Source organism: Brachyspira hyodysenteriae ATCC 27164, from assembly GCF_001676785.2.
Classification (GTDB): Bacteria; Spirochaetota; Brachyspiria; order Brachyspirales; family Brachyspiraceae; genus Brachyspira; species Brachyspira hyodysenteriae.
Window position 1 is genome coordinate 873,024 of sequence record NZ_CP015910.2, and the last position, 20,418, is coordinate 893,441.

The 20,418-nt window shown below is 26.8% G+C and carries 17 protein-coding genes, 1 tRNA gene and 1 riboswitch; of the genes, 8 read left to right on the top strand and 10 right to left on the bottom strand.

From position 1 onward, the window contains the following. Nucleotides 1-16 precede the first annotated feature (16 nt). From BHYOB78_RS03965 to BHYOB78_RS03990, 6 genes are all read left to right on the top strand, one after another. Nucleotides 17-688, top strand: a complete 672-nt coding sequence (locus BHYOB78_RS03965) for an SH3 domain-containing protein (RefSeq protein ID WP_012672092.1) — start codon at nucleotides 17-19, stop codon at nucleotides 686-688. A gap of 523 nt (nucleotides 689-1,211) precedes the next feature. Further along, complete coding sequence (gene mnmA / locus BHYOB78_RS03970; protein WP_012672093.1) at nucleotides 1,212-2,270, top strand: tRNA 2-thiouridine(34) synthase MnmA; 1,059 nt, start codon at nucleotides 1,212-1,214, stop codon at nucleotides 2,268-2,270. 73 nt (nucleotides 2,271-2,343) lie between these two features. Then, the gene (locus tag BHYOB78_RS03975) at nucleotides 2,344-3,156 is read left to right on the top strand and encodes a thioredoxin fold domain-containing protein (protein WP_012672094.1); all 813 of its coding nucleotides are present in this window, start codon (nucleotides 2,344-2,346) and stop codon (nucleotides 3,154-3,156) included. Nucleotides 3,157-3,214: 58 nt separating this feature from the next. Next, nucleotides 3,215-4,042, top strand: a complete 828-nt coding sequence (locus tag BHYOB78_RS03980; protein ID WP_012672095.1) for a thioredoxin fold domain-containing protein — start codon at nucleotides 3,215-3,217, stop codon at nucleotides 4,040-4,042. Nucleotides 4,043-4,176: 134 nt separating this feature from the next. After that, nucleotides 4,177-5,175 (top strand): glycosyltransferase family 2 protein, encoded by a 999-nt coding sequence (locus tag BHYOB78_RS03985; RefSeq protein WP_020064128.1) that lies wholly within the window; start codon nucleotides 4,177-4,179, stop codon nucleotides 5,173-5,175. Between the two features lie 936 nt (nucleotides 5,176-6,111). Next, nucleotides 6,112-7,242, top strand: coding sequence for a DUF362 domain-containing protein (locus BHYOB78_RS03990; protein ID WP_020064127.1), 1,131 nt, complete (start codon nucleotides 6,112-6,114; stop codon nucleotides 7,240-7,242). 52 nt (nucleotides 7,243-7,294) lie between these two features. Here the strand turns inward: BHYOB78_RS03990 and BHYOB78_RS03995 are convergent, their stop codons facing one another. The 8 genes from BHYOB78_RS03995 to BHYOB78_RS04030 form a co-directional block, all read right to left on the bottom strand. Next, nucleotides 7,295-8,833, bottom strand: coding sequence for a bifunctional metallophosphatase/5'-nucleotidase (locus tag BHYOB78_RS03995; RefSeq protein ID WP_012672098.1), 1,539 nt, complete (start codon nucleotides 8,831-8,833; stop codon nucleotides 7,295-7,297). A 155-nt stretch (nucleotides 8,834-8,988) separates the two neighbouring features. Then, complete coding sequence (locus tag BHYOB78_RS04000; protein WP_020064126.1) at nucleotides 8,989-10,359, bottom strand: 8-oxoguanine deaminase; 1,371 nt, start codon at nucleotides 10,357-10,359, stop codon at nucleotides 8,989-8,991. A 22-nt stretch (nucleotides 10,360-10,381) separates the two neighbouring features. Further along, a riboswitch (purine riboswitch) is annotated at nucleotides 10,382-10,478 on the bottom strand. Between the two features lie 46 nt (nucleotides 10,479-10,524). Further along, the gene (locus BHYOB78_RS04005; protein WP_020064125.1) at nucleotides 10,525-11,799 is read right to left on the bottom strand and encodes a hypothetical protein; all 1,275 of its coding nucleotides are present in this window, start codon (nucleotides 11,797-11,799) and stop codon (nucleotides 10,525-10,527) included. A 96-nt stretch (nucleotides 11,800-11,895) separates the two neighbouring features. Then, complete coding sequence (locus BHYOB78_RS04010; protein ID WP_020064124.1) at nucleotides 11,896-12,663, bottom strand: DUF4253 domain-containing protein; 768 nt, start codon at nucleotides 12,661-12,663, stop codon at nucleotides 11,896-11,898. Between the two features lie 30 nt (nucleotides 12,664-12,693). Then, the gene (locus tag BHYOB78_RS04015; RefSeq protein ID WP_020064123.1) at nucleotides 12,694-14,136 is read right to left on the bottom strand and encodes a hypothetical protein; all 1,443 of its coding nucleotides are present in this window, start codon (nucleotides 14,134-14,136) and stop codon (nucleotides 12,694-12,696) included. Between the two features lie 14 nt (nucleotides 14,137-14,150). Continuing rightward, the gene (gene ptsP, locus BHYOB78_RS04020; RefSeq protein ID WP_012672103.1) at nucleotides 14,151-15,902 is read right to left on the bottom strand and encodes a phosphoenolpyruvate--protein phosphotransferase; all 1,752 of its coding nucleotides are present in this window, start codon (nucleotides 15,900-15,902) and stop codon (nucleotides 14,151-14,153) included. 574 nt (nucleotides 15,903-16,476) lie between these two features. Next, nucleotides 16,477-17,193, bottom strand: a complete 717-nt coding sequence (locus BHYOB78_RS04025; RefSeq protein ID WP_012672104.1) for a 5'-methylthioadenosine/adenosylhomocysteine nucleosidase — start codon at nucleotides 17,191-17,193, stop codon at nucleotides 16,477-16,479. Nucleotides 17,194-17,322: 129 nt separating this feature from the next. After that, a complete protein-coding gene (locus BHYOB78_RS04030) occupies nucleotides 17,323-18,144 on the bottom strand; it encodes an aldo/keto reductase (RefSeq protein ID WP_012672105.1) in 822 nt (273 codons plus the stop codon). Nucleotides 18,145-18,300: 156 nt separating this feature from the next. On the opposite strand from BHYOB78_RS04030, the gene fliS reads away from it, so the two are divergent. Further along, entirely contained in the window at nucleotides 18,301-18,777 is a 477-nt protein-coding gene (gene fliS / locus BHYOB78_RS04035) for a flagellar export chaperone FliS (protein ID WP_020064122.1), read from the top strand. 7 nt (nucleotides 18,778-18,784) lie between these two features. Then, nucleotides 18,785-19,534 (top strand): early set domain-containing protein, encoded by a 750-nt coding sequence (locus BHYOB78_RS04040; RefSeq protein ID WP_012672107.1) that lies wholly within the window; start codon nucleotides 18,785-18,787, stop codon nucleotides 19,532-19,534. Nucleotides 19,535-19,619: 85 nt separating this feature from the next. Here the strand turns inward: BHYOB78_RS04040 and BHYOB78_RS04045 are convergent, their stop codons facing one another. Both BHYOB78_RS04045 and BHYOB78_RS04050 read right to left on the bottom strand, forming a co-directional pair. Next, nucleotides 19,620-20,318, bottom strand: coding sequence for a flagellar biosynthetic protein FliO (locus BHYOB78_RS04045; protein ID WP_012672108.1), 699 nt, complete (start codon nucleotides 20,316-20,318; stop codon nucleotides 19,620-19,622). Nucleotides 20,319-20,331: 13 nt separating this feature from the next. Beyond that, nucleotides 20,332-20,417 (bottom strand) — tRNA-Ser (locus tag BHYOB78_RS04050). Nucleotide 20,418 lies beyond the last annotated feature (1 nt).

Sequence of the window (20,418 nt, forward strand, 5' to 3'; positions counted from 1 at the left end):
TAGGTTATATATTTATATGAAAAAATTAATTATAGTATTACTTTTGTTTCAATCATATTATTTATGCAGTGCAGCTGATTTGGATAAATTAAATAATTTATTTGAATCTGCTAATAAACTTTATAATGACGGCAAATATTTAGAGGCTAATTATTTGTATAAAGATATTGCAGCATCTAATTTTGTTTCAAAAGATTTGTATTATAATTTAGCTTCATCTTATGCGGCTATTGGAAGCAATGGATATGCAGTTCTTTATTATGAAAAGGCTTTGAATATATCTCCTTTTGATAAGGAAACAAAAGTGATGATAAATTCATTAACAGGCAATAATGATTATGATTCACAGCTTATAATTATAATGTATGGATTTTTAATGCTGTTTTTAATCTCTTTTACTTTAATGATAATAATGTTTATAAAGAGTAAAAAAATAAATAAATTTTTATTAATGCTTTCGATAGTTCTTTTAATACCTACTGCAATATTAAATAATAATATAAATTCTGATTATGTAATAACAATAGATAATGCCAATCTATACAGCGGAAGCAGTACAAAGTCATCTATAGTTTCACAAATATCTGAAGGCGAGAAATTGAAAGTACTTGAAGAATATACTAATTGGTATTATGTTAAAGGTAATTTCAAAGGCTGGATAAGTAAAAGTTCTGCTGAAAAAATATAATATATTAAAAATATTTAAGTTTTTTTATTTTATTCAAGTTTTTCCCGCCGCACACCTACCTAAAGGTACTCCCTTCGGTCGCAGGTGGGCTTCCCAAAGTTGATGCCATCACCCCGCAGGTGGACTTCGTCGGCACGCTTCGCGAAAGTGTAAGTATAAAATTAGTACTAAATCATACTAAAATAGTCTTATATGTAAAATAATTTATTACATTTAAGTTCAAATATAGCCTTTCTCCTGCCGACACCATAGGTGGACAGCGAGGCGGGCTGTGCCTGCTTCTCGCCGAAGGCGGGCTGTGCCTTATACCAATACCGAAAGGTACCTACTCTGTAAAAGAACTGGGGTATGGTACGACTGTGTGCTTCGCAGCAAAGCCCCAGATATAAAAACAAAAATATAAATTTATTTTTGACAAAATATAGTTGTTTAAGTCATATAAAAAATTTAAAATGTTTTCTTATTTGTAATTTTTATTAAATTAAATATTATAATATTATATAAAGAATAAAAGGAGAGTAGTATGGCAAAAATAGCGGTTGGAATGAGTGCAGGAGTTGATTCTACTACTACAGCAAAACTTTTAAAAGAGCAAGGTAATGATGTATTCGGTGTTACTATGCTTTTATGGAATGGAGATGAAAGAGCACCTTTAAGCGGTTCATGTTATAGCCCTTATCAGAAAAATATTGTAGAGGAATGCGAAAAATATGCAAAGGCAATAGGTATAGATTATTATGCATTCGATATAAGCGAGATGTTTCAGAAAAAAGTTATAGATTATGTTACTGAATCTTATAAAAAAGGATTCACTCCAAACCCTTGTATAATGTGTAATAGTCAGATTAAATTTATGGCTTTATTTGAGGCTATAGAGAAACAAGGTTTAGAATTTGATAAATTTGCTACAGGACATTATGCTGGTGTAAAATACGATGAAAAAACTAAAAGATATCTTCTCTTAAGAGGGAAAAATTTAATAAAAGATCAGTCATATTTTTTGTATAGACTCACTCAAGATCAATTATCTAAAATAATGTTTCCAATGCATGAAAATACAAAAGAAGATACAAGAAACATTGCAAGAGAATATAATTTAGATGTTGCAGAAAAGAGTGAGAGTCAGGATTTTTTTGCAGGCGAGTATCATAGATTATTTGATGAAGATAAAGAAGGCAGCATAATAAATATAGATACTAATGAAATATTAGGGCATCATAAAGGAATATGGCATTATACAGTAGGGCAGAGAAAAGGTTTGGGTATAGCTTATAAAGAACCTTTATTTATAGTAGCATTAGACAGTGAGACTAATACTGTTTATGTTGGAAATAAAAATCATACATTTGTTAATGAAGTAAAAATATATGATGTTAATTGGATAGCAGAACCTAAGCAAAAAGAATTTGAAGCATTAGTAAAAACTAGAAGTGCACATAAAGGTACTATGGCTGCTGTTATTCCTATAGATGAAAATACTATTAATATAAAATTTCATGAACCTACAGGTATTATAGCTAAAGGACAATCATGTGTATGTTATGATAATGATATAACTTTATGCGGAGGCATTGTTTATTGATTTACATTTATATAAATTGATTGTTTTTATATATAAAAATATAAATATAATATATAATTAAGGAAAATAAAATATGAATAAATTATATATAATTATTTTTAGCTTTGTATTGCTAGTATCATGTTCTAATGCTGGTAAAATAAATTGGGAAAGTGATTTTGATGTATCAGTTGAAAAATCAAAATCTGAAAATAAAATAATAATGATGGATATATATACGGATTGGTGCGGTGCATGCAAAGAGATGGACAAAACTACTTTTAAAAATAAAACTGTAATTGATAGCAGCACAAATTTTATAGCATTAAAATTCAATCCTGAAAAAATGTCTAATGGTAAAGATATACTTAAAAAATATAATATATTAGGTTTTCCTACTATGCTTTTTATCAATAGTGATGGATTTATTTTAAAAAGAATAGTTGGATATATTGAAAGCGATGAATTAATAAATGAAATGAATGGTATGAAGGAAAGAAATGATAGAGTAAAGGTTATATTCAAAGATGATTCTGCTTCATTGGATAAATTAGATATTTATCTTGAGTCAGGTTATGATAATGAGGCTTTGGATATGTATAATAAATTAACATCAGAAAGTAAAATACCTGAAGATAAAATGGCTAAATATATGTCAAGCATTGCTCTTTTGCTTTTAGATAACAATAAACTTGAAGAAGGAATGAAATATTTCGATGAGATAATAAGCAAATATAGTAATTATAATGAAGTTTATATAGCTCATTATTATAAAGCTTTGGATATGATAGTTAATAATGCTCAGACAAATGAGGGTATAAAATATATAGAGAATCTTACAAATCAAGTACCAGACGGAATAAAAAATGAATATTTAGATTTTATAGATTATTTTAGTTCTAATTAAAGATATTGTTTTATTATATAAATACTTTATAATAGTATAATTAAAAAAGGAGAAAACTATGAATAAAAATATATTAATGATACTTTTTATAATGTTTACATCGATTATTTCATGCAATAAAGCAAGTGCCGAAATAAAATGGGAAAAAGATTTGGCTACTGCTATGAAGAAAGCTAAAGAAAAGAATTTGCCAATAATGATAGATGTTTATACTGATTGGTGTACTTGGTGTAAAGAATTAGATAAAAATACTTATTCACATAAAGATGTTATAGATGTTGCTAAGAAGATGGTTTCTGTTAAATTAAATCCTGAGACTTCAGAAGAAGGTGCAGAAATAGCTCAAAGATATGGAGTAAACGGATTTCCTACAATACTTTTTATAAGTGCTGACGGTTTTATATTAGAGAATGTAGGAGGATATGTTGAGGGTGAAAAATTTGTACCTTATATGAAAAACGCTATAGAGAAATTGGATCGAGTAAATTCTGTATTGGCAAATAAAGAACCTACTTTAGAGAAATTAGATTTATATATGGAATCAGGTAATGAAGTAGAATCTCAAAAGATATATGATGCTTTAATGCAGAAAAAAGCTATATCTAAAGAAAAAATGCCTAAATATTTACTTGGTTTTGGCTTGATAAAAGCTCAGAAAAAAGATTATGATAATGCTAATAAATATTTTGATGATATAATAAAAAATTATCCTAATTCTGAAGAGGTTTATATAGCTCATTATTATAAGGCTGTTATTATGGCATTAGCTGGTGAAAAAGATGAGCCTAAAAAATATTTAGAGAAACTTATTAATGATCCTAAAGTTCCTGAGGATATGAAAAATCAATACGAAAATCTATTATCATACATAAATGAAACTAATTAATTAATGTTAAATAATTTTTTTAAGAGAGGTATTTATTAGCCTCTCTTTTTTTATGTGATGTACTTTAAAAAATAATTTGTTATAATATAATAAATCAATATATGTAAATTGTAGTTTATACGGATATAAAGATTATGATTAGTATAATAATACCTGTTTATAATGTTTCAAAATATTTAAGGGCTTGTCTAGATAGTGTAATTAATCAGACATACAAAGATTTAGAAATAATATGTATTAATGACGGTTCTACTGATGATTCTCTTGAAATATTAAAAGAATATGCTGATAAAGATAATAGAATAATTATAATAGATAAAAAAAATGCCGGAGTATCTTCAGCAAGAAATGACGGAATAGATAGTGCGAAAGGCGAGTATTTATTTTGTATAGATAGTGATGATTATATTGATAGTAATTTTATTGAAGTTTTTTATAATAATGCTAAAAATAATAGTAGTGATTTAGTGGTATTAAGCAGTTTCTGGAATTTAGATAAAAGAGTAAATAAAGATTATCATTCTGCACTTCCAACTTGGTCAATGTTTATAAAAAGAAGCATATTAGATAATTATAAATATTTAAGATATCCTTTGAATGTTCAGCCTGGAGAAGATGGTATATTTTCACATGAACTTTTAATGTATACTAAGAATGTGAGTTTTGAACATACTGTAAATTATCATTATGTAAAAAGGGCTGGACAGGATTCACAAAGAGCTGTTAAAGAACCTAAAATATTATTAGAAGCTATACCAAAATGGTTTGAGTTATTAGAGGAGTTTTATACTAAATATAATTTTTGGGAGAGTAAGTCTTTATCATTTGCTAAATATATCGAGGGAGAAGCATTTCTTGCATTTAGAACAAAAAATTTCACTTCTGATGATGAGAGAAAGATTTTTGATATAATAAAAAATACTTTGAATAAAGTTGTAGAAAATATTAAAAAAGAAGATTATGATAAATATTTTTCTAAAGATTTTCTTATTTTTATAGATTCTAACACAATAAAAGAGTATTATAGCAAAATAAAATATAAATATAATTATATAAGATTTACATTATTTGGCAAGGATATATCTATACGATATAGGGAAAACAGGTATAAATATTATAAGAATGATAAATGATTTTGATTATAAAAATATTCTATAATTTAGTATTATTTAACGCACGGTAAACCAATTTTAATTTTTTATTTATATTATAATTTTAATTCATTTTATATTTTAAATTTTACTCTGCGTGCGGTGAGGATATTATAAATTTAATAAAAATTTTGCTGGGTGTTATAAATTCTAATTAGTCAATAGGAAAAATAAAAATTAAAAATTCAAAATAAATTACAAAATATAAAGGGTGGGAATCAAAAATATATTTTAAAACTTTATTTACATGCCTGCCCTATAGTTTTTATTATTTTTATTTTTTTACAAAGTTTTAATTGTTATTTTAGCTACCCACCCAAGTTTAAATAAATATTATAGCATTTATTTCCGCATCTTGAATAAAATTTAATATGTGAATTAAGTAATAATTGCAATTTTAATCTTGAATATAAATTTACTTACCATGTGTTAAATAAAAAATTTAATAATATTAATAATTTTAGCTATTTACAATTACACTAATTTTTATATAATTTATATAAAGATTAATTTTTTGATACTGAAAATTTAAAATAGAAATTGTTAACGTATGATTATTTTACTTGTCAGAACAATTTTTATTAGCAATAATAAAAGTATTAAATTTAGATTATTAGAAGCTAACTATAAAAATTGTGAGCGTCCGGCAAGTTTACTTGTCGGAGTGTCTATGTGAACAATTTTTATTAGCAATAATAAAAGTATTAAATTTAGATTATTAGAAGCTAACTATAAAAATTGTGAGCGTCCGGCAAGTTTACTTGTCGGAGTATCTATGCGAACAATTTTTATTAGCAATAATAAAAGTATTAAATTTAAAGCATTAGAAGCTAATTATAAAAATTGTGAGCGTCCGGCAAGTTTACTTGTCGGAGTATCTATGCGAACAATTTTTATTAGCAATAATAGGATAGTTTTATGAGTAAAGTTGCTGTAATAAAATGTGAAAATTATGATTTAGAAGAAGTTAAATCGTCTATTAAAAAAGCTATAGATTTGATTGGAGGAATAGATTTATTTGTTAAAGAAAATGATAAGGTATTGCTTAAACCTAATTTTTTAGCTGCAGAAACTGCCGAGAAATCTGTAACAACTCATCCTGTGGTATTTGAGGCTATTGTATCTATACTTCAGGAAAAAACTAAAAACATTTCCTATGGTGATTCTCCTGGAATAGGTAAGGGAAGCAGTGTGGCACTGAAATCTGGTATAGATGAAATAGCAAATAAATTGAATGTTAAATATGCAGATTTTGAAGAACCTGTAGGGGTTACATATGAAGATGGGGTTCAGGAGAAAAGTTTTACTATAGCAAAGCCTATACAGGAAGCCGATGTAATAATAAGTTTGCCGAAATTGAAGTCTCATGCACTTACAACTATGACAGGGGCTGTAAAAAATCAATTCGGATGCATACCAGGATTTAGAAAAGCTGAATATCATTTGAAGCTTCCGGATTTTGAAGATTTTTCTACTATGCTTCTTGATTTGAATAAGCTTGTTAATCCTAAGCTTTATATAATGGATGGAATTTTAGCTATGGAAGGAAATGGTCCTAGAAATGGAAACCCTAGAAAAGTTAATGCTTTAATAGTGTCATCGGATGCAGTTGCTTTGGATTATGTTGCTTCTCAAATAATATCATTCGATTATAACACTATACCAACTTTGAAAATGGGATTTAAACATGGTTTCTCAGATAAAGAAAAAATAGAAGTTGTAGGAGATGGTATAGAAAGTGTGAAAGTAACAGATTTCAAAAAGCCTCATAAAGGAATAGGTGTAGGAAGAAGTTTAATGAAGTTAAGCAGATTTCCTATCATTAAAAGACTTTTTGCAACTATAATACCGAAACCTGTGATAGAAAAAAATAAATGTGTAAAATGCGGTGTCTGCGTAAAGGTTTGTCCTGTAACACCACTTGCGCTTAATTTTGATAAAAAAGGTAAAGACTATCCGCCGGAATATTATTATAAAAATTGTATTTCTTGTTACTGCTGTCAGGAATTATGTCCTCATAAAGCTATAGTATTAAAAAGAAAGTTTTAAAATAAAAAATATCATACTTAAATCAAATAATTAAGTATGATATTTATTTTATTTATTGTACATTAATTCTTACAGTATTATCTATATAGCTACTATTTATATTTCCAAGTGATTTTATTTTTGATATCATATCATCTCTGCAGTCTTTACCTGTCATATTGATATTTTGTCCTTTTTGAGCAATAGGTTTTCCAGAAGCATCAACATAATCACCTCCATTGTATATGTATGTAGATAATGCTACTCTGTATGATCTAGATTCACTAATAGCAGAACCATTTAGTTTAGCAGATATTAAATCTCCGCTGCTATTATATAAAACTTCCATTCCTCTTGATGTTTGAAAAAAACCTCCTCCGGAATTTCCTTGTATTACTGCACTTTTTTTGCATGCTATCTTTAATAAATCAAGTATATCTTTTCCTGTTAATGTAACTAATATTACTTCATTATCATATGGTGAAACAGAAATTATATTAGCTAATGTTATATTTCCTTTTGTTAATCCTGCTCGTATTCCTCCGGCATTAATGAAAACCATTTCTGCTTTATCTGTATCCTGATTGGAATCTAATATTAAATCGCATACTATATTTCCTAAAGATGTAGATTTAGATCTTATTGTTGTAACATTATAATTTAAATCTTCAGATAAAGTACCTATTTTTTCACTTGATAACTGTACAGCCTCATCTTTTATTTCATTAACTAAAGCAAGCATATCAGGATCTTGTTTTATTTTTTGATCCATTGGTACTAATTTATAATCAAAGTTTAATATATTTCCATTATCAGTATATAAATTGATATTTCCTAAATATTGTCCGTAAGATCCCGCCTGCACTATAGGAGTACCATTTACTATGTTGGCATTATAAAGTACCGTATGAGTATGACCGCCTATTATAACATCAAAAGTATTAGGCATAGCATTAGCAATTTCTATATCAACATTATATCCTGCATGACTTAGAAGTATTGTAACGTCATTAGTGGTATTTAAAGGAATTTCAGATATAAATTTTTTCAATGATTGTATTTCATCTTCAAATACTAAATTTTGACTGTATTGAGGATTATATCCTGCATTTTTTACTGTTACTCCTACTATGGCAACTTTTATCCTGTTTATGTTTGTAACCATATAAGGTTTTGCATAATAACTATTATAGTATTTATTCTTTAAATTTACTGAAAGAGTAGGGAAATTTCTTTTTTCCATTATTTTATTAAAATTATCAAGTCCATAATCTATAAAGTGATTTCCTACAGCAGCAGCAGCTACTCCAAGTTTATTCATAATTCTCACTTCATCATCACCTTTAAGCACAGCAGATAGAATACTTCCTGTAATAGTATCTCCTGCATGTAGAATCAAAACATTATCATTAGTGGATTTTACTTGTTTAATGTAAGCGGCTCTTCTAGCAGCTCCATATTTTCCGTTTTCTTCTTCATCTTTTCCATGTGTATCATTCATATGAATTATTATAAGATTTCCGCTTTCTTTAGGACTTAAAATATTATTTCTTTGACATGATAAGATTATAATTAATACAAAAATTAAAACGGTATAATTATTTTTTATCATAAAAATTATTATTCTCCTTTTTTATATACTATATCATATTATATATTTGTCAATTATATAGAAAATTGATTATACAAAAATAAAAAACACGGCTCTATTAATAAAGCCGTGCTTATATTTTGTATATTACAAGGAGTTAATTACTTATTTTATTATTATTTGGATTTACTGAGATATTTATTTTCTGTATCATCAGCAAGTTTATATATTTTTTCTTCATCTATAGTAATAATTTTTCCTTTTTCCACAACAACTTTTCCATTAACAACAGTATAATCAACAGTATTTTTCCAGCCTATAGTGCCGAATAAAGATTTAGGATCGAAATTAGCACCTACCATTTCTAATTTTCTCATATCTATCATGAATAAGTCTCCTGCTTTTCCAACTTCCAAACTTCCTATATCATCTCTGCCTAAAACTTTTGCACCTCCATTTGTTGCAATTTTCAATATATCGTAGGCACTAGGAGCTTTATCGCTGGAATTGAGTCTATGAAGTAAATAGCATACTCTCATCTCTTCAAGTAGACTAGAACCGTCATTGCTTGCACTTCCATCAACTGCCAAACCTACAGGCACTCCTAATTCAAGCATTTCAGGTATTCTGCAAACTCCTGAACTTAATTTCATGTTTGATATAGGACAATGAGCTACACCTGTTTTTGTATCAGCCAAATATTTTAACTCTTTTTCATTAAAATGTATTCCATGAGCATACCATACATCTTCACCAACCCAGCCAAGAGATTCCATATATTCCAAAGGACGCATATTGAATTTTTCTCTTACAAAAACTTCTTCATCTTTAGTTTCGCATAAATGTGTATGAAGCCTTACTTTCAAATCTCTAGCCAAAACAGCTGACTGCTTTAATAATTCTCCTGTAACATTGAAAGGAGCACAAGGAGCTAATGCCACCATGTTCATAGAATATTTTGATGGATCATGATATTTTTCAACTACTCTCTGACAGTCTTTTAGAATATCATCTATTGACTGAACCACAGAATCAGGAGGAAGTCCTCCGTCTTTTTTACTCAAATCCATACTTCCTCTTGAAGCATACATTCTTATTCCCAAATCTTTAGCAGCAGCAAATTGAGAATCCAATATTCCTTCTGCATTGTTATTAGGAAATAAATAATGATGATCAAAACATGTTGTGCAGCCTGTTTTTAGTAATTCGCCCATCGCTGTCATAGAACTATAATACACAACATCGTTATTTAAATTTTTCCATATTTCGTATAGATTAGTAAGCCATTCAAATAATTCCATATTCTGAACCTGCGGAAGATTTCTAGTGAATATTTGAAATAAATGATGATGAGTATTTATAAGTCCCGGATATACAAAACAGCCTTCAGCGTCAATTACTTTATCTGCATTTTTTTCTTCTTTTGTTTCTTTACCTATATAAGTTATAACTCCGTTTTCTATAAATAAATTACTAGAGCTATGAACCGTATCATTATTATCGCATGTAACTATAGAAGAAGCATTTTTGATAAATAGACTAGACATATATTGATACCTCCGTTAATTAAAATAAGGCACAAAAACTTATAGTCAATTATTGAGGTAATTGGTAGAAACGTTCAGCCATATTATGAACTTATATAAGCTGTATAGTTATTGCCTAATTGCATTATAAAATATTTTATTTTTATGTCAATTCATAATTAATTTTTATTTAAATAATGAAAATAATACAGGTATTATAAAACATGCTATAAAAGCCCATATACCATAGAGATATATATAAAATACTGATTTAGTATCTCCAATAGTGATTTCTTTTATATTTGGAATATCATCAGATTTTTTGAATATTATTAGTATAGACTTTATATTAAAAAATGTTATAAAAATCAAATTACCTAGCATAACTAAATTTGTACCTATCAATGTTATTTTATTTGGGCTTATACCGTATTCTATTAATCTGTACAAAGAAGAAGTTAATACTAATATATCAAAAATAATAGCTATTATAGGAAGAATTAAATATACTGCTTTAGTAAATATACTTGATTTATAATCTATTCTTATAAAGAACATATTTAATACAATTATAGCAAGCATAATATTATAAAGTATAAAACTAGCTCTGTTATCATAAGGTCTTATATCAGGCATTAATAAAAGAATCAAAAGTATAAATATAAATAATAAACTAAAAGGCATTAATATTCTTGATAAATATATAGAAATATTAGTTTTCATGTTTTTATAAACTATATATACCAAAAATGGAAATATTGAACTTAAGAATGATATTGATAATAATATTAATTTAAATATAATTTTTTCATCTAAACTACTGATAATATCTTGTATTAAAAATATAACTATCGCTGCAAATATCCCAAATACTGTTGATACTATGCCTGCTATTAAGACTGCAAATATTGATATATCTGCCGAGAATGTAAAGAACTCTGAAATAGTTTTGGAATTTAATACTTGAAATCCATTATATGATAAAGCTATTATTATAAAAAATATTATAACAGAAAATATATATTTTATAATAGAGATTTGTAGAAAAAAATCATTATTATCTATGGCAACACTTCTTATAAAAAAACTAGTACTTAAATCTACAATTAATATAAAAATAACTGATAGAAATGTTATCAATATATTTTTTAAATTGAAATTTTTATTTATATAAAATATTAAACTAAAACATAAAAAATAAAATATATAAAAATAAAATATGTCTATAGAAAAAATATTAGAATTACTAGTGGAATAAATACCATCAATTAATTTAGCAATATTTACAATCTTTAAATAAAAATATATAGTCATTGCCAATGATGCGATAAAACCTATAGCAATAATAATTAAATTTGATATTAAATTATTTTCTAATATTTTGCCTATTTTATTGTTTATATCATTTATTGAATTTGTTTTTTCAGTTATAATATTATCTTGAATATTGTTTTCTTTCATAATTCAACCCCCAAAAATTATCATACCCTATAGTAGTAAATGAAAATCAAGAAAGATTATATAATAATAAATATAAAAGTCAATGAGAAAAACGGATTAATCCCACCAGAAATACCAAACATCGGATTTTAATAATGTACCAGCCAATTTACCATGATCATAATTTTCACTATATTGATCAACTCTGTCCAAGCAGAAATAATAATGTTCTATAGCAAGTTCTCTGGCTTCTTCTTCAGTTTGAGGATGTTTTTCTATCCAAAGCTCCCAAATATCATAACCTACTACAGCAGGATAGGCATTATATTTTTCATACCAATACTTGAAAATTGCAGCCTGTGTTTCAGGATTAGGACAATCATTGAATCCGCCCATAGGGATATAGCATGCCAATTCATAAGGATTATTAGTAGTAATTTTCGCTAATATTAAATCAACTGTAACAGGATCATCTAAAGTATAATCATAATAAGAACCAAAACTATCAATTACTTCAAAACCTTCTACTATAGGTGCATTGAATGATTTTTTTATTTCTTCAATATATTCTTTATCATCATAAATATCTTCAATATTCTGATGCAAATAATCTTTATAGTTTACTTCTTTAGATTTTTCTATATATTCATTTATTAATTTTTTTGAATCTTCAATTTCTGCATCATTATCTTCCAAAAATATTTCAATCGCTTCAGTAAGTGTATCTGTAGGAATTATTATTAAAGGAGTATATCCTTCTTTCTTGCCTTTTTCTAAATGTTCCTTGTAGCATTCCATTATTTTAGTATCATCTTCAAGTCCACCTTCAAGTATTTCATAATCACATTTTAGAAAATCTGTTATAAATTTTATATCCTCGTTCATATATACTCCTTAAGATTAACTTTTTTATAATTAATCTACGCTGTATTCTGCTTCACTGTCTCCGCTTATAACAAATCTGTAAGGATTAGTAGGAAGTATTTTAACTAAATAATTATACAATAAAGTAGAGCTTTGAAGTACATTATTATTTGTATTATAATAAAAATATTTAGGATAGTCTAATACATATTTATAATAAGGATTATTTTTTGAACTTACCAATTCTCCTATTTTGTTATTAACTTTCCATAAGAAATATACTGATTTATCTGTGAAATAGTTTGTCTGAGGATCATTAAGTATATAAGAGAAGAAGTCTGACGATTTTAAGTAGTCATAATTCTTATATGAATTCATAGCTGCTTTATAATTTTCAAATATATCTTCCATATTCTGAATATTATTTGTTATATATCTTGAATAACTCCAACCAACTATAGGTCCGTAATATGTATCATATTTTACTAAAGCCCAATCTTCTCTTGCTCTCTCCTTAGGATTATATACATTTGTCTTATTAAGAACTGTTACAAAATCGTAATTATATAATGTATAAAGTTCTTTTTCTGTACCTGGGGTAATTGCTGGTATTCTGTCTCTTATTATTATTCCGTTTCCTATAACATAATATTCTTCTTCAAATGCAGCACTTATGGCATCGATTCTATTTTGTACAGTTTCTACAGTATCTTTATAATTTCTATTTTCTGCAGCAGTTAAAGTAAAAGGAAGAGTATCTGGGAAATATGATTGATTATGTAATATGCTGTCTTGTAATACGCTTGTTCTGTATCTGTCTGAGAATCTTTTTAAATAAGTTATATTTGTAATAAATTTTGCTTTATCGTTTTCATTTTTTATATTGCTGAATCTATGTCTTATGCTGAAATAGTATGCAAAATCTTTTAAAGGAAAAACACTTTCTTCATCTTGAAGTATTCTGTCAAATACATATCCATTAAAAGAATATTGTCCGTCTTTTACTATGATTCCCATTTGGCTGTATATATTTTTTAATGAAGATTGTAAATTGGTAACAGCATCATCATTATTTTCTTCACCTTCAACTATACCTTCTGATAATAATTGAGTATAAAATTCTTCTATATAAGCAGGATCATTTTCAACCATGTATATTAATGCCTGTCCCAAAAGATATGAAGCCTCGCTTTCATAATAACTAGAAGGGTAGGTGAATAAGAATCTTGCTAAAGTTTCAAAACCTTCCTTATAGCTTGATGATAATATTTGATTTCTTCCTGTAATAAATGTTGTAAGTTCATTGTATGGAGATTGTGTATTTTCTTCTTCTGTTTTAGGCAATGTTTTTAAAAAGTCACCCAAAGGTCCGTAATCTTCAGTATTTTCTATATCTTTTAATTTTCTGTATTCGTTTATAGAGTCTGCCGCTTTGCATGAACTAAGCAGTATAATAGATATTAATATAACAACATTTAATAATTTCTTATTCATATTTACATTTACCTTCATTGATTAATTTTATATATTTTTCTTAAAAAACTTCTTAAAATTGACTTTGAAAAATTATTATCGCATTTCTCAAGCATTTTATTTACCAAATCTTCGCATTCTTCTATGCTGATATTTCTAATGATATTTTTTACTTTAGCTACAGATGTTACGGACATAGAAAGCTCTCTTATTCCAAGTCCTAATAATACAGGAGTATATTCCGGAACTCCAGCCATTTCACCGCATAATGTTACAGGCTTATTATTTTCATTTGCTATTTTTATTACTCTTTTTAATGTTCTTAAAACAGATATGTCTATAGGATTATATAAATACATTAGCTTTTCATTTGTTCTGTCGCATGCCATCATGTATTGAACTAAATCATTAGAGCCTATAGATAAGAAATCAGCTTCTTTTACTATTAAGTCTATAATTGCAGCAGCTGAAGGAGTTTCTATCAAAGCACCTATTTTTATTGATTCATTGAAATTTTTATTTTCATGTTTTAATTCATCTTTAATATATTCTATGAAATTTTTAGTTTCAATAAATTCTTCTATAGTGCTTATCATAGGAATCATTATCTCTATATTTCCATAATGAGAAGCTCTAAGCAATGCTTTTATCTGATCTTTAAATAGTTGTTTATTAGATAAACAGAATCTTATGGCACGCCATCCTAAAAAAGGATTATCCTCTTTAAAATCTAATCCCAAAGCAGGGGATATTTTATCTCCTCCTATATCTAAAGTTCTTATTATTACTTTTCCTTTTATTTTAGATGCTATTTTTTTATATACTTGGAATTGTATTTCTTCGCTAGGAAGTTCAGTAGCTATTCCTTCATCTGAAAATATATATAAAAATTCTGTTCTGTATAGGCCTATGGAATCAATACCGAATTTTAATAAACTTTCTGTTTCTTCCGGTATATCTATATTTGCATGTACTTTTATTTCAACATTATCTTTTGTTAATGCTGCTTCTTTAGCATCTAATATGGATTTTTCTTTTAATTTTTTTATATTTTCTGACAATGCAGTATAATTATCTACATCCCTTTTACTAGGATTCATTATAACTATATTGCTTTTACAGTCTATTATTATTTTTTTCCCGTTTTTTATTTTGCTTGATATATCAGCTATATTGAATATAGTTGTAATTCCGAAAGATTTTGCAAGTATTGCAGCATGTGAAGTATATCCGCCGCTTTCTACGATAAATCCTGAAACACCTATATTATTGAATTTTAAAACATCACTCGGTGTAAGATTTTTTGCTATTACAATACTATCTTTTGGAACTTGTGAATAATCTCCAGAATCCGGCTGTATCAAATTTCTTATTAACCTTGATTTTATATCAATAATATCTCCACTTCTTTCTGATAGCATTTTATTATTTATAGATGATAATTTATCAAGATATCCTGATATAATTGTATCATATATATGTTCTATATTAAATAATTTTTCTTTTACTTCTTCTTTTACCTGCTTAGTTATTACTCTGTCTTGCAGCATTAATATATGAGTATGCAAAATATTTTTTATATTATTGTCTACGTAATTTTGTAATAATTCTATTTCATTTATAGATTTTTTAACAGCTTCATCAAATCTTTTATATTCTTCTTCTATGTCAGATTCTTCTATTTTATATATAGGAGTACTTAAAGATGGAGTATAAAAAAAAGAATTTCCTATAGCTACATCATCTCCAACACCATTTCCATTTAATATCGTTCTTTTATCAGGCATGTATTCTCCGATATTATGTTAATTAATAATAAAGATTATATTATAAATGTAAAATATTTTCAATAGTAAATTAATTGTAAATAGTATTATTTTTCAATATGAAAATCTTATTTTATTTATATACATGAAGTTTATAAAAAAATATCTGACAACTTAAAGTTATCAGCTTTTTTATTTTTTATTATTACTATGCTCGTCGACGAAGTCTGCCTTGAGGTAAGGTGTAGCCTACAATAACCTTTGATGGCTACGACTTTTTATTATTGCTAGCGATAAACTCTCTAAAAAAACAGGTGATAACTTCCTTATGTCAGTTATCACCTGCTAGTTTATCGCTTTAAAACTATTTTTATATTTTATTTACTTCATATTCTCTAACATTTTTATTATTGCTATGCTCGTCTACGCCTATGATAAGCTAGTGAGTAAACTCACTAGCTGGCTACAACTCGCTTTTTATATTTTATTTACTTCATATTCTCTAACATTTCTATTATTGCTATGCTCGTCTACGCCTATGATAAGCTAGTGAGTAAACTCACTAGCTGGCTACGACTCGCTTTTTATATTTTATTTACTTCATATTCTCTAACATTTCAACAACGATTTTCATTGAGTTTTGGGCAGATTTCACAACAAATTTAGGAAAATCTACTACAGCATCACTGTCTGCTTTATCAGATAATGAACGTATAACTACAAAAGGTACTTTATACATTAAAGCAGCATGAGCAACAGCAGCACCTTCCATTTCTATAGCACCGGCTTTGAATTTATTATGTATTTGTTTAACCTTATTATTATCACCTACAAACTGATCGCCTGTAGCTATTGTATCAACATATACTTTATTTTCAGTTATTACTTTTTGAGCAGATTCTTTTGCTAATTGTATCAAAGAAGCATCTGCAGGATAATAATTTTTATCATAACCTTTAACTAGTACAGTAAGTTCATCTCCGTCTAAAGCACTTGTATCAAAGTCATGTTCTATTAAATCTTTAGAAATAACTATATCAGATATATCATAATCAGGATTTCCAGATCCGGCAACACCTGTAAATATTATTTTTTCTACATTAAATCTTTCTATGGCTATAGTTGTAGCAATAGCAGCATTAACTTTACCGATTCCTGATTTTAACAATACTATATTTTTACCGCATAATGTACCTTTATAGTAAGTAATATTTGCTATTTCAATTTCTTCTATATTTTCAATCATACCTTTAAAATTAGTAATTTCTGAATCCATAGCACCTATTATGGCAATTCTTTTTATATCAGACATATATCAGCCTCCAAAATAATTTAAAATAATAATCTAGAAAATTATACATTAAAAAGTTATTTTTATAAACTTTTTTAATGTAATTTTATTATATAAAAATTAATATATTTATTTATATTAAAAAATATTTTAGAAATCAAAAGTTAAAGGATCCGGACCTACTCTGAATCCATTTTCTAATGAATTTATTTTTTCAATATCATTTTTATCTAATTGAAAATCAAATACATTTATATTTTCTTCTATTCTTTCTTTATTAGAAGATTTTGGTATTACTGATATATTATTTTCTATATTCCATCTTAATATTATTTGAGATGGGGTTTTATTATATTTTTGTGCTATATCAATAATCGTTTTATTATCAAATAATTTTCCTCTTGCTAGAGGAGACCATGCTTCTACAACTATATTATGGCTCTTACAAAATTCTATTAATTCATTTCTTTGTAAATTAGGATGTCTTTCTATTTGATTTATTACTGGAGCTATATTGCAATGTGCAAATATATCTTTTAAATTTTTTATTTCAAAGTTGCTAAGTCCTATAGATTTTGCTTTTTTACTTTGGCATATATTTTCTAATGCTCTGTATGTATCTAAATATCTTTCTTTATTCTGACCAGGCCAGTGAATAAGAACTAAATCTACATAATCCATATTAAGCTTTTCCAAACTTTCTTCAAATGATTTTCTTGTAGAATTATAACCTTGCTTTGTATTCCATATTTTAGTAGTGATGAATATTTCTTCTCTTTTTATACCAATTTGTTTTATAGCTTCTCCTAATTCTTTTTCATTATTATAAAACTGAGCGGTATCAAATTTTCTATATCCTGCTTCTATTGCCCATCTTATTGTATTTTCTAATTCTTTTTTATCTGTTATTTTATATAGTCCGAGTCCTAATATAGGCATTTTTATACCGTTATTAAAATTTATATTGAGCATAATTTATTCCTTTATTATGGTATTAATTTTATTATATGATATAATAAATATAATTACAGCTATATATTTGTTTTATCTTAAAAAATGTTTTATGCTTTTTATGATTTTCCGATAATATTTAGTAATTAACATAATAATACAAATGGGGGGATTCAATTGTCAAGCAATAACGGTTACGAAAAATATAAAAAAGTAGATGTGAGTACCGCTTCTCAAAACAGACTTATAGTTATGCTCTATGACGGGGCTATTAAGTTTTTAGAAACTGCTTGTGCTGCTATGGATAAAAAACATGGTACTGAAGAAGCACATAATAATATAGTAAAAGCACAGGAGATCATATATGAGCTATTATCTTCTCTTAATTATGAAGCCGGAGATATAGCACATAGACTTGCTTCTATATATACATATATGAATCAAAAACTTACAGAAGGAAATATATCCAAAACTAAGCCTCCTCTATTAGAAGTTATAAGGTATCTTAAAGAACTTAAAACAGCTTGGGAAGGTGTTGAAGAGCAAATGTCTAGGGCTAATACTGAAAATAAAACATCAGCTAATAATAATAATAGCAAAGATAATTCTTCATCTTCATCAAACACTGATAGTAAATTAAATATAACAGGTTGAATAAGCAATGAAAAAAGTATATAAATTAATAGCATTATTTATAATTTCTAGTGTAGTTCTATTGTCATGCGGAGAAAAAGATACTGAAACTATAGAACAGTATGAAGCTAGAATGAATAGGTTGGAAATTTTAAAATATTATAATATACAAGATGTTATGCCTCCAAGAATTGTAAATGACGGCGTATTATTTACATTTGCTGAAAACTATGATTCTGTAGAAATATCAGGTGATTTTAATAATTGGGAGGATAGCATACCGCTTATAAAAAGCTCTTATGGAGTTTATTATTATCTTTGGCAGTATCCTCTTAAATCTGGTAAATATTCATATAGATATAGAGTGAATGGAGTTTGGATCAATGATCCTGTTAATCCTAATATTGAATACGATAATAATAATCAGGTTGTAAGCTATTTCGTTTTAACTAATGATATAGGATTCTATGAGAAAAATCCTATTTATAACTCTGATGGAACAGTTACATTTTTCTACAGTAATGATACTGCAAAAGAAGTTATGTTTACTTCAGATAAATTGGGTTTTGACAGCTTGAGATATCCTATGACTTATTCTAATAATTTATGGGTTATAACTTTAAGAGCTGAAGTTGGCAATTACTATTATAATTTTGTTGTAGATAGAATATGGGAAGTTGATCCTTTAAATATGAATGTTTATAAGGGAAGTGACGGAAGACTTCATTCATATACATTGATAAATTATAATCAAACTAATAAAAGAATGGTATATTAATAAGTTCTAATATGGAATTTATGTAAATATAATAAAAAAGGATGACTATTAAATAGTGCATCCTTTTTTTATTGCATTTTATTAATTACTTATTATTTTGATCATCTTCATTATTATTTATTGTAGGATTTTCAGCATTTAAATCATGAAGTCTTTCTCTTATTTCAGAAGTTGTTTTTAATGGATCTTTTTCTTTCATTTTTGGTTGTTTAAATACAGATAATGTTTGATTGAAAATATTTTTAAAACTATCATCTACAGTATTATTTTTAGAATTAATATACATCATTTTTATTTGATCTTTAGTTTCTTTATCTTCAATCTTTGATAATAAATTGATATTATGATCTGAAATAGAAACCAAATACATATCTTCAACAATCTCTATTATAGATATATATCTGTTTGTAGCTACCGGAGTAGTGGCAAGCACTTTAATAATGTCGCTTGATCCTGATACTTTTTTAGACTTATTTTTCAAATATATAAATACAAGATATATACCAACCAAAGTAACTATAAAACCAATAATAGCTCTTATAAACATCCATCCATTACTTACTTCGGCTCTATCTTGAATATTTCTAATATCCTGTAATATAGCAGGTTCATTTGCATTGTTAGTATTATCTATAGTGGCATTAAAAAAATTAGTTTCTGCTGCTGTATTATTTGTATTTTCTTCTGTTGCTGCTGCATTGTTTGTATCATTATAATTTGTATTTTCTTGAGTAAGTGCTATGCTGAAAATAATTAAGAATATGACAGAAATTTTTTTAATCATATATAAACCGATGCGGAGAGAGCGGGATTCGAACCCGCGGTAGGGGATACCTACGACAGTTTAGCAAACTGCTCCCTTCGGCCTCTCGGGCATCTCTCCA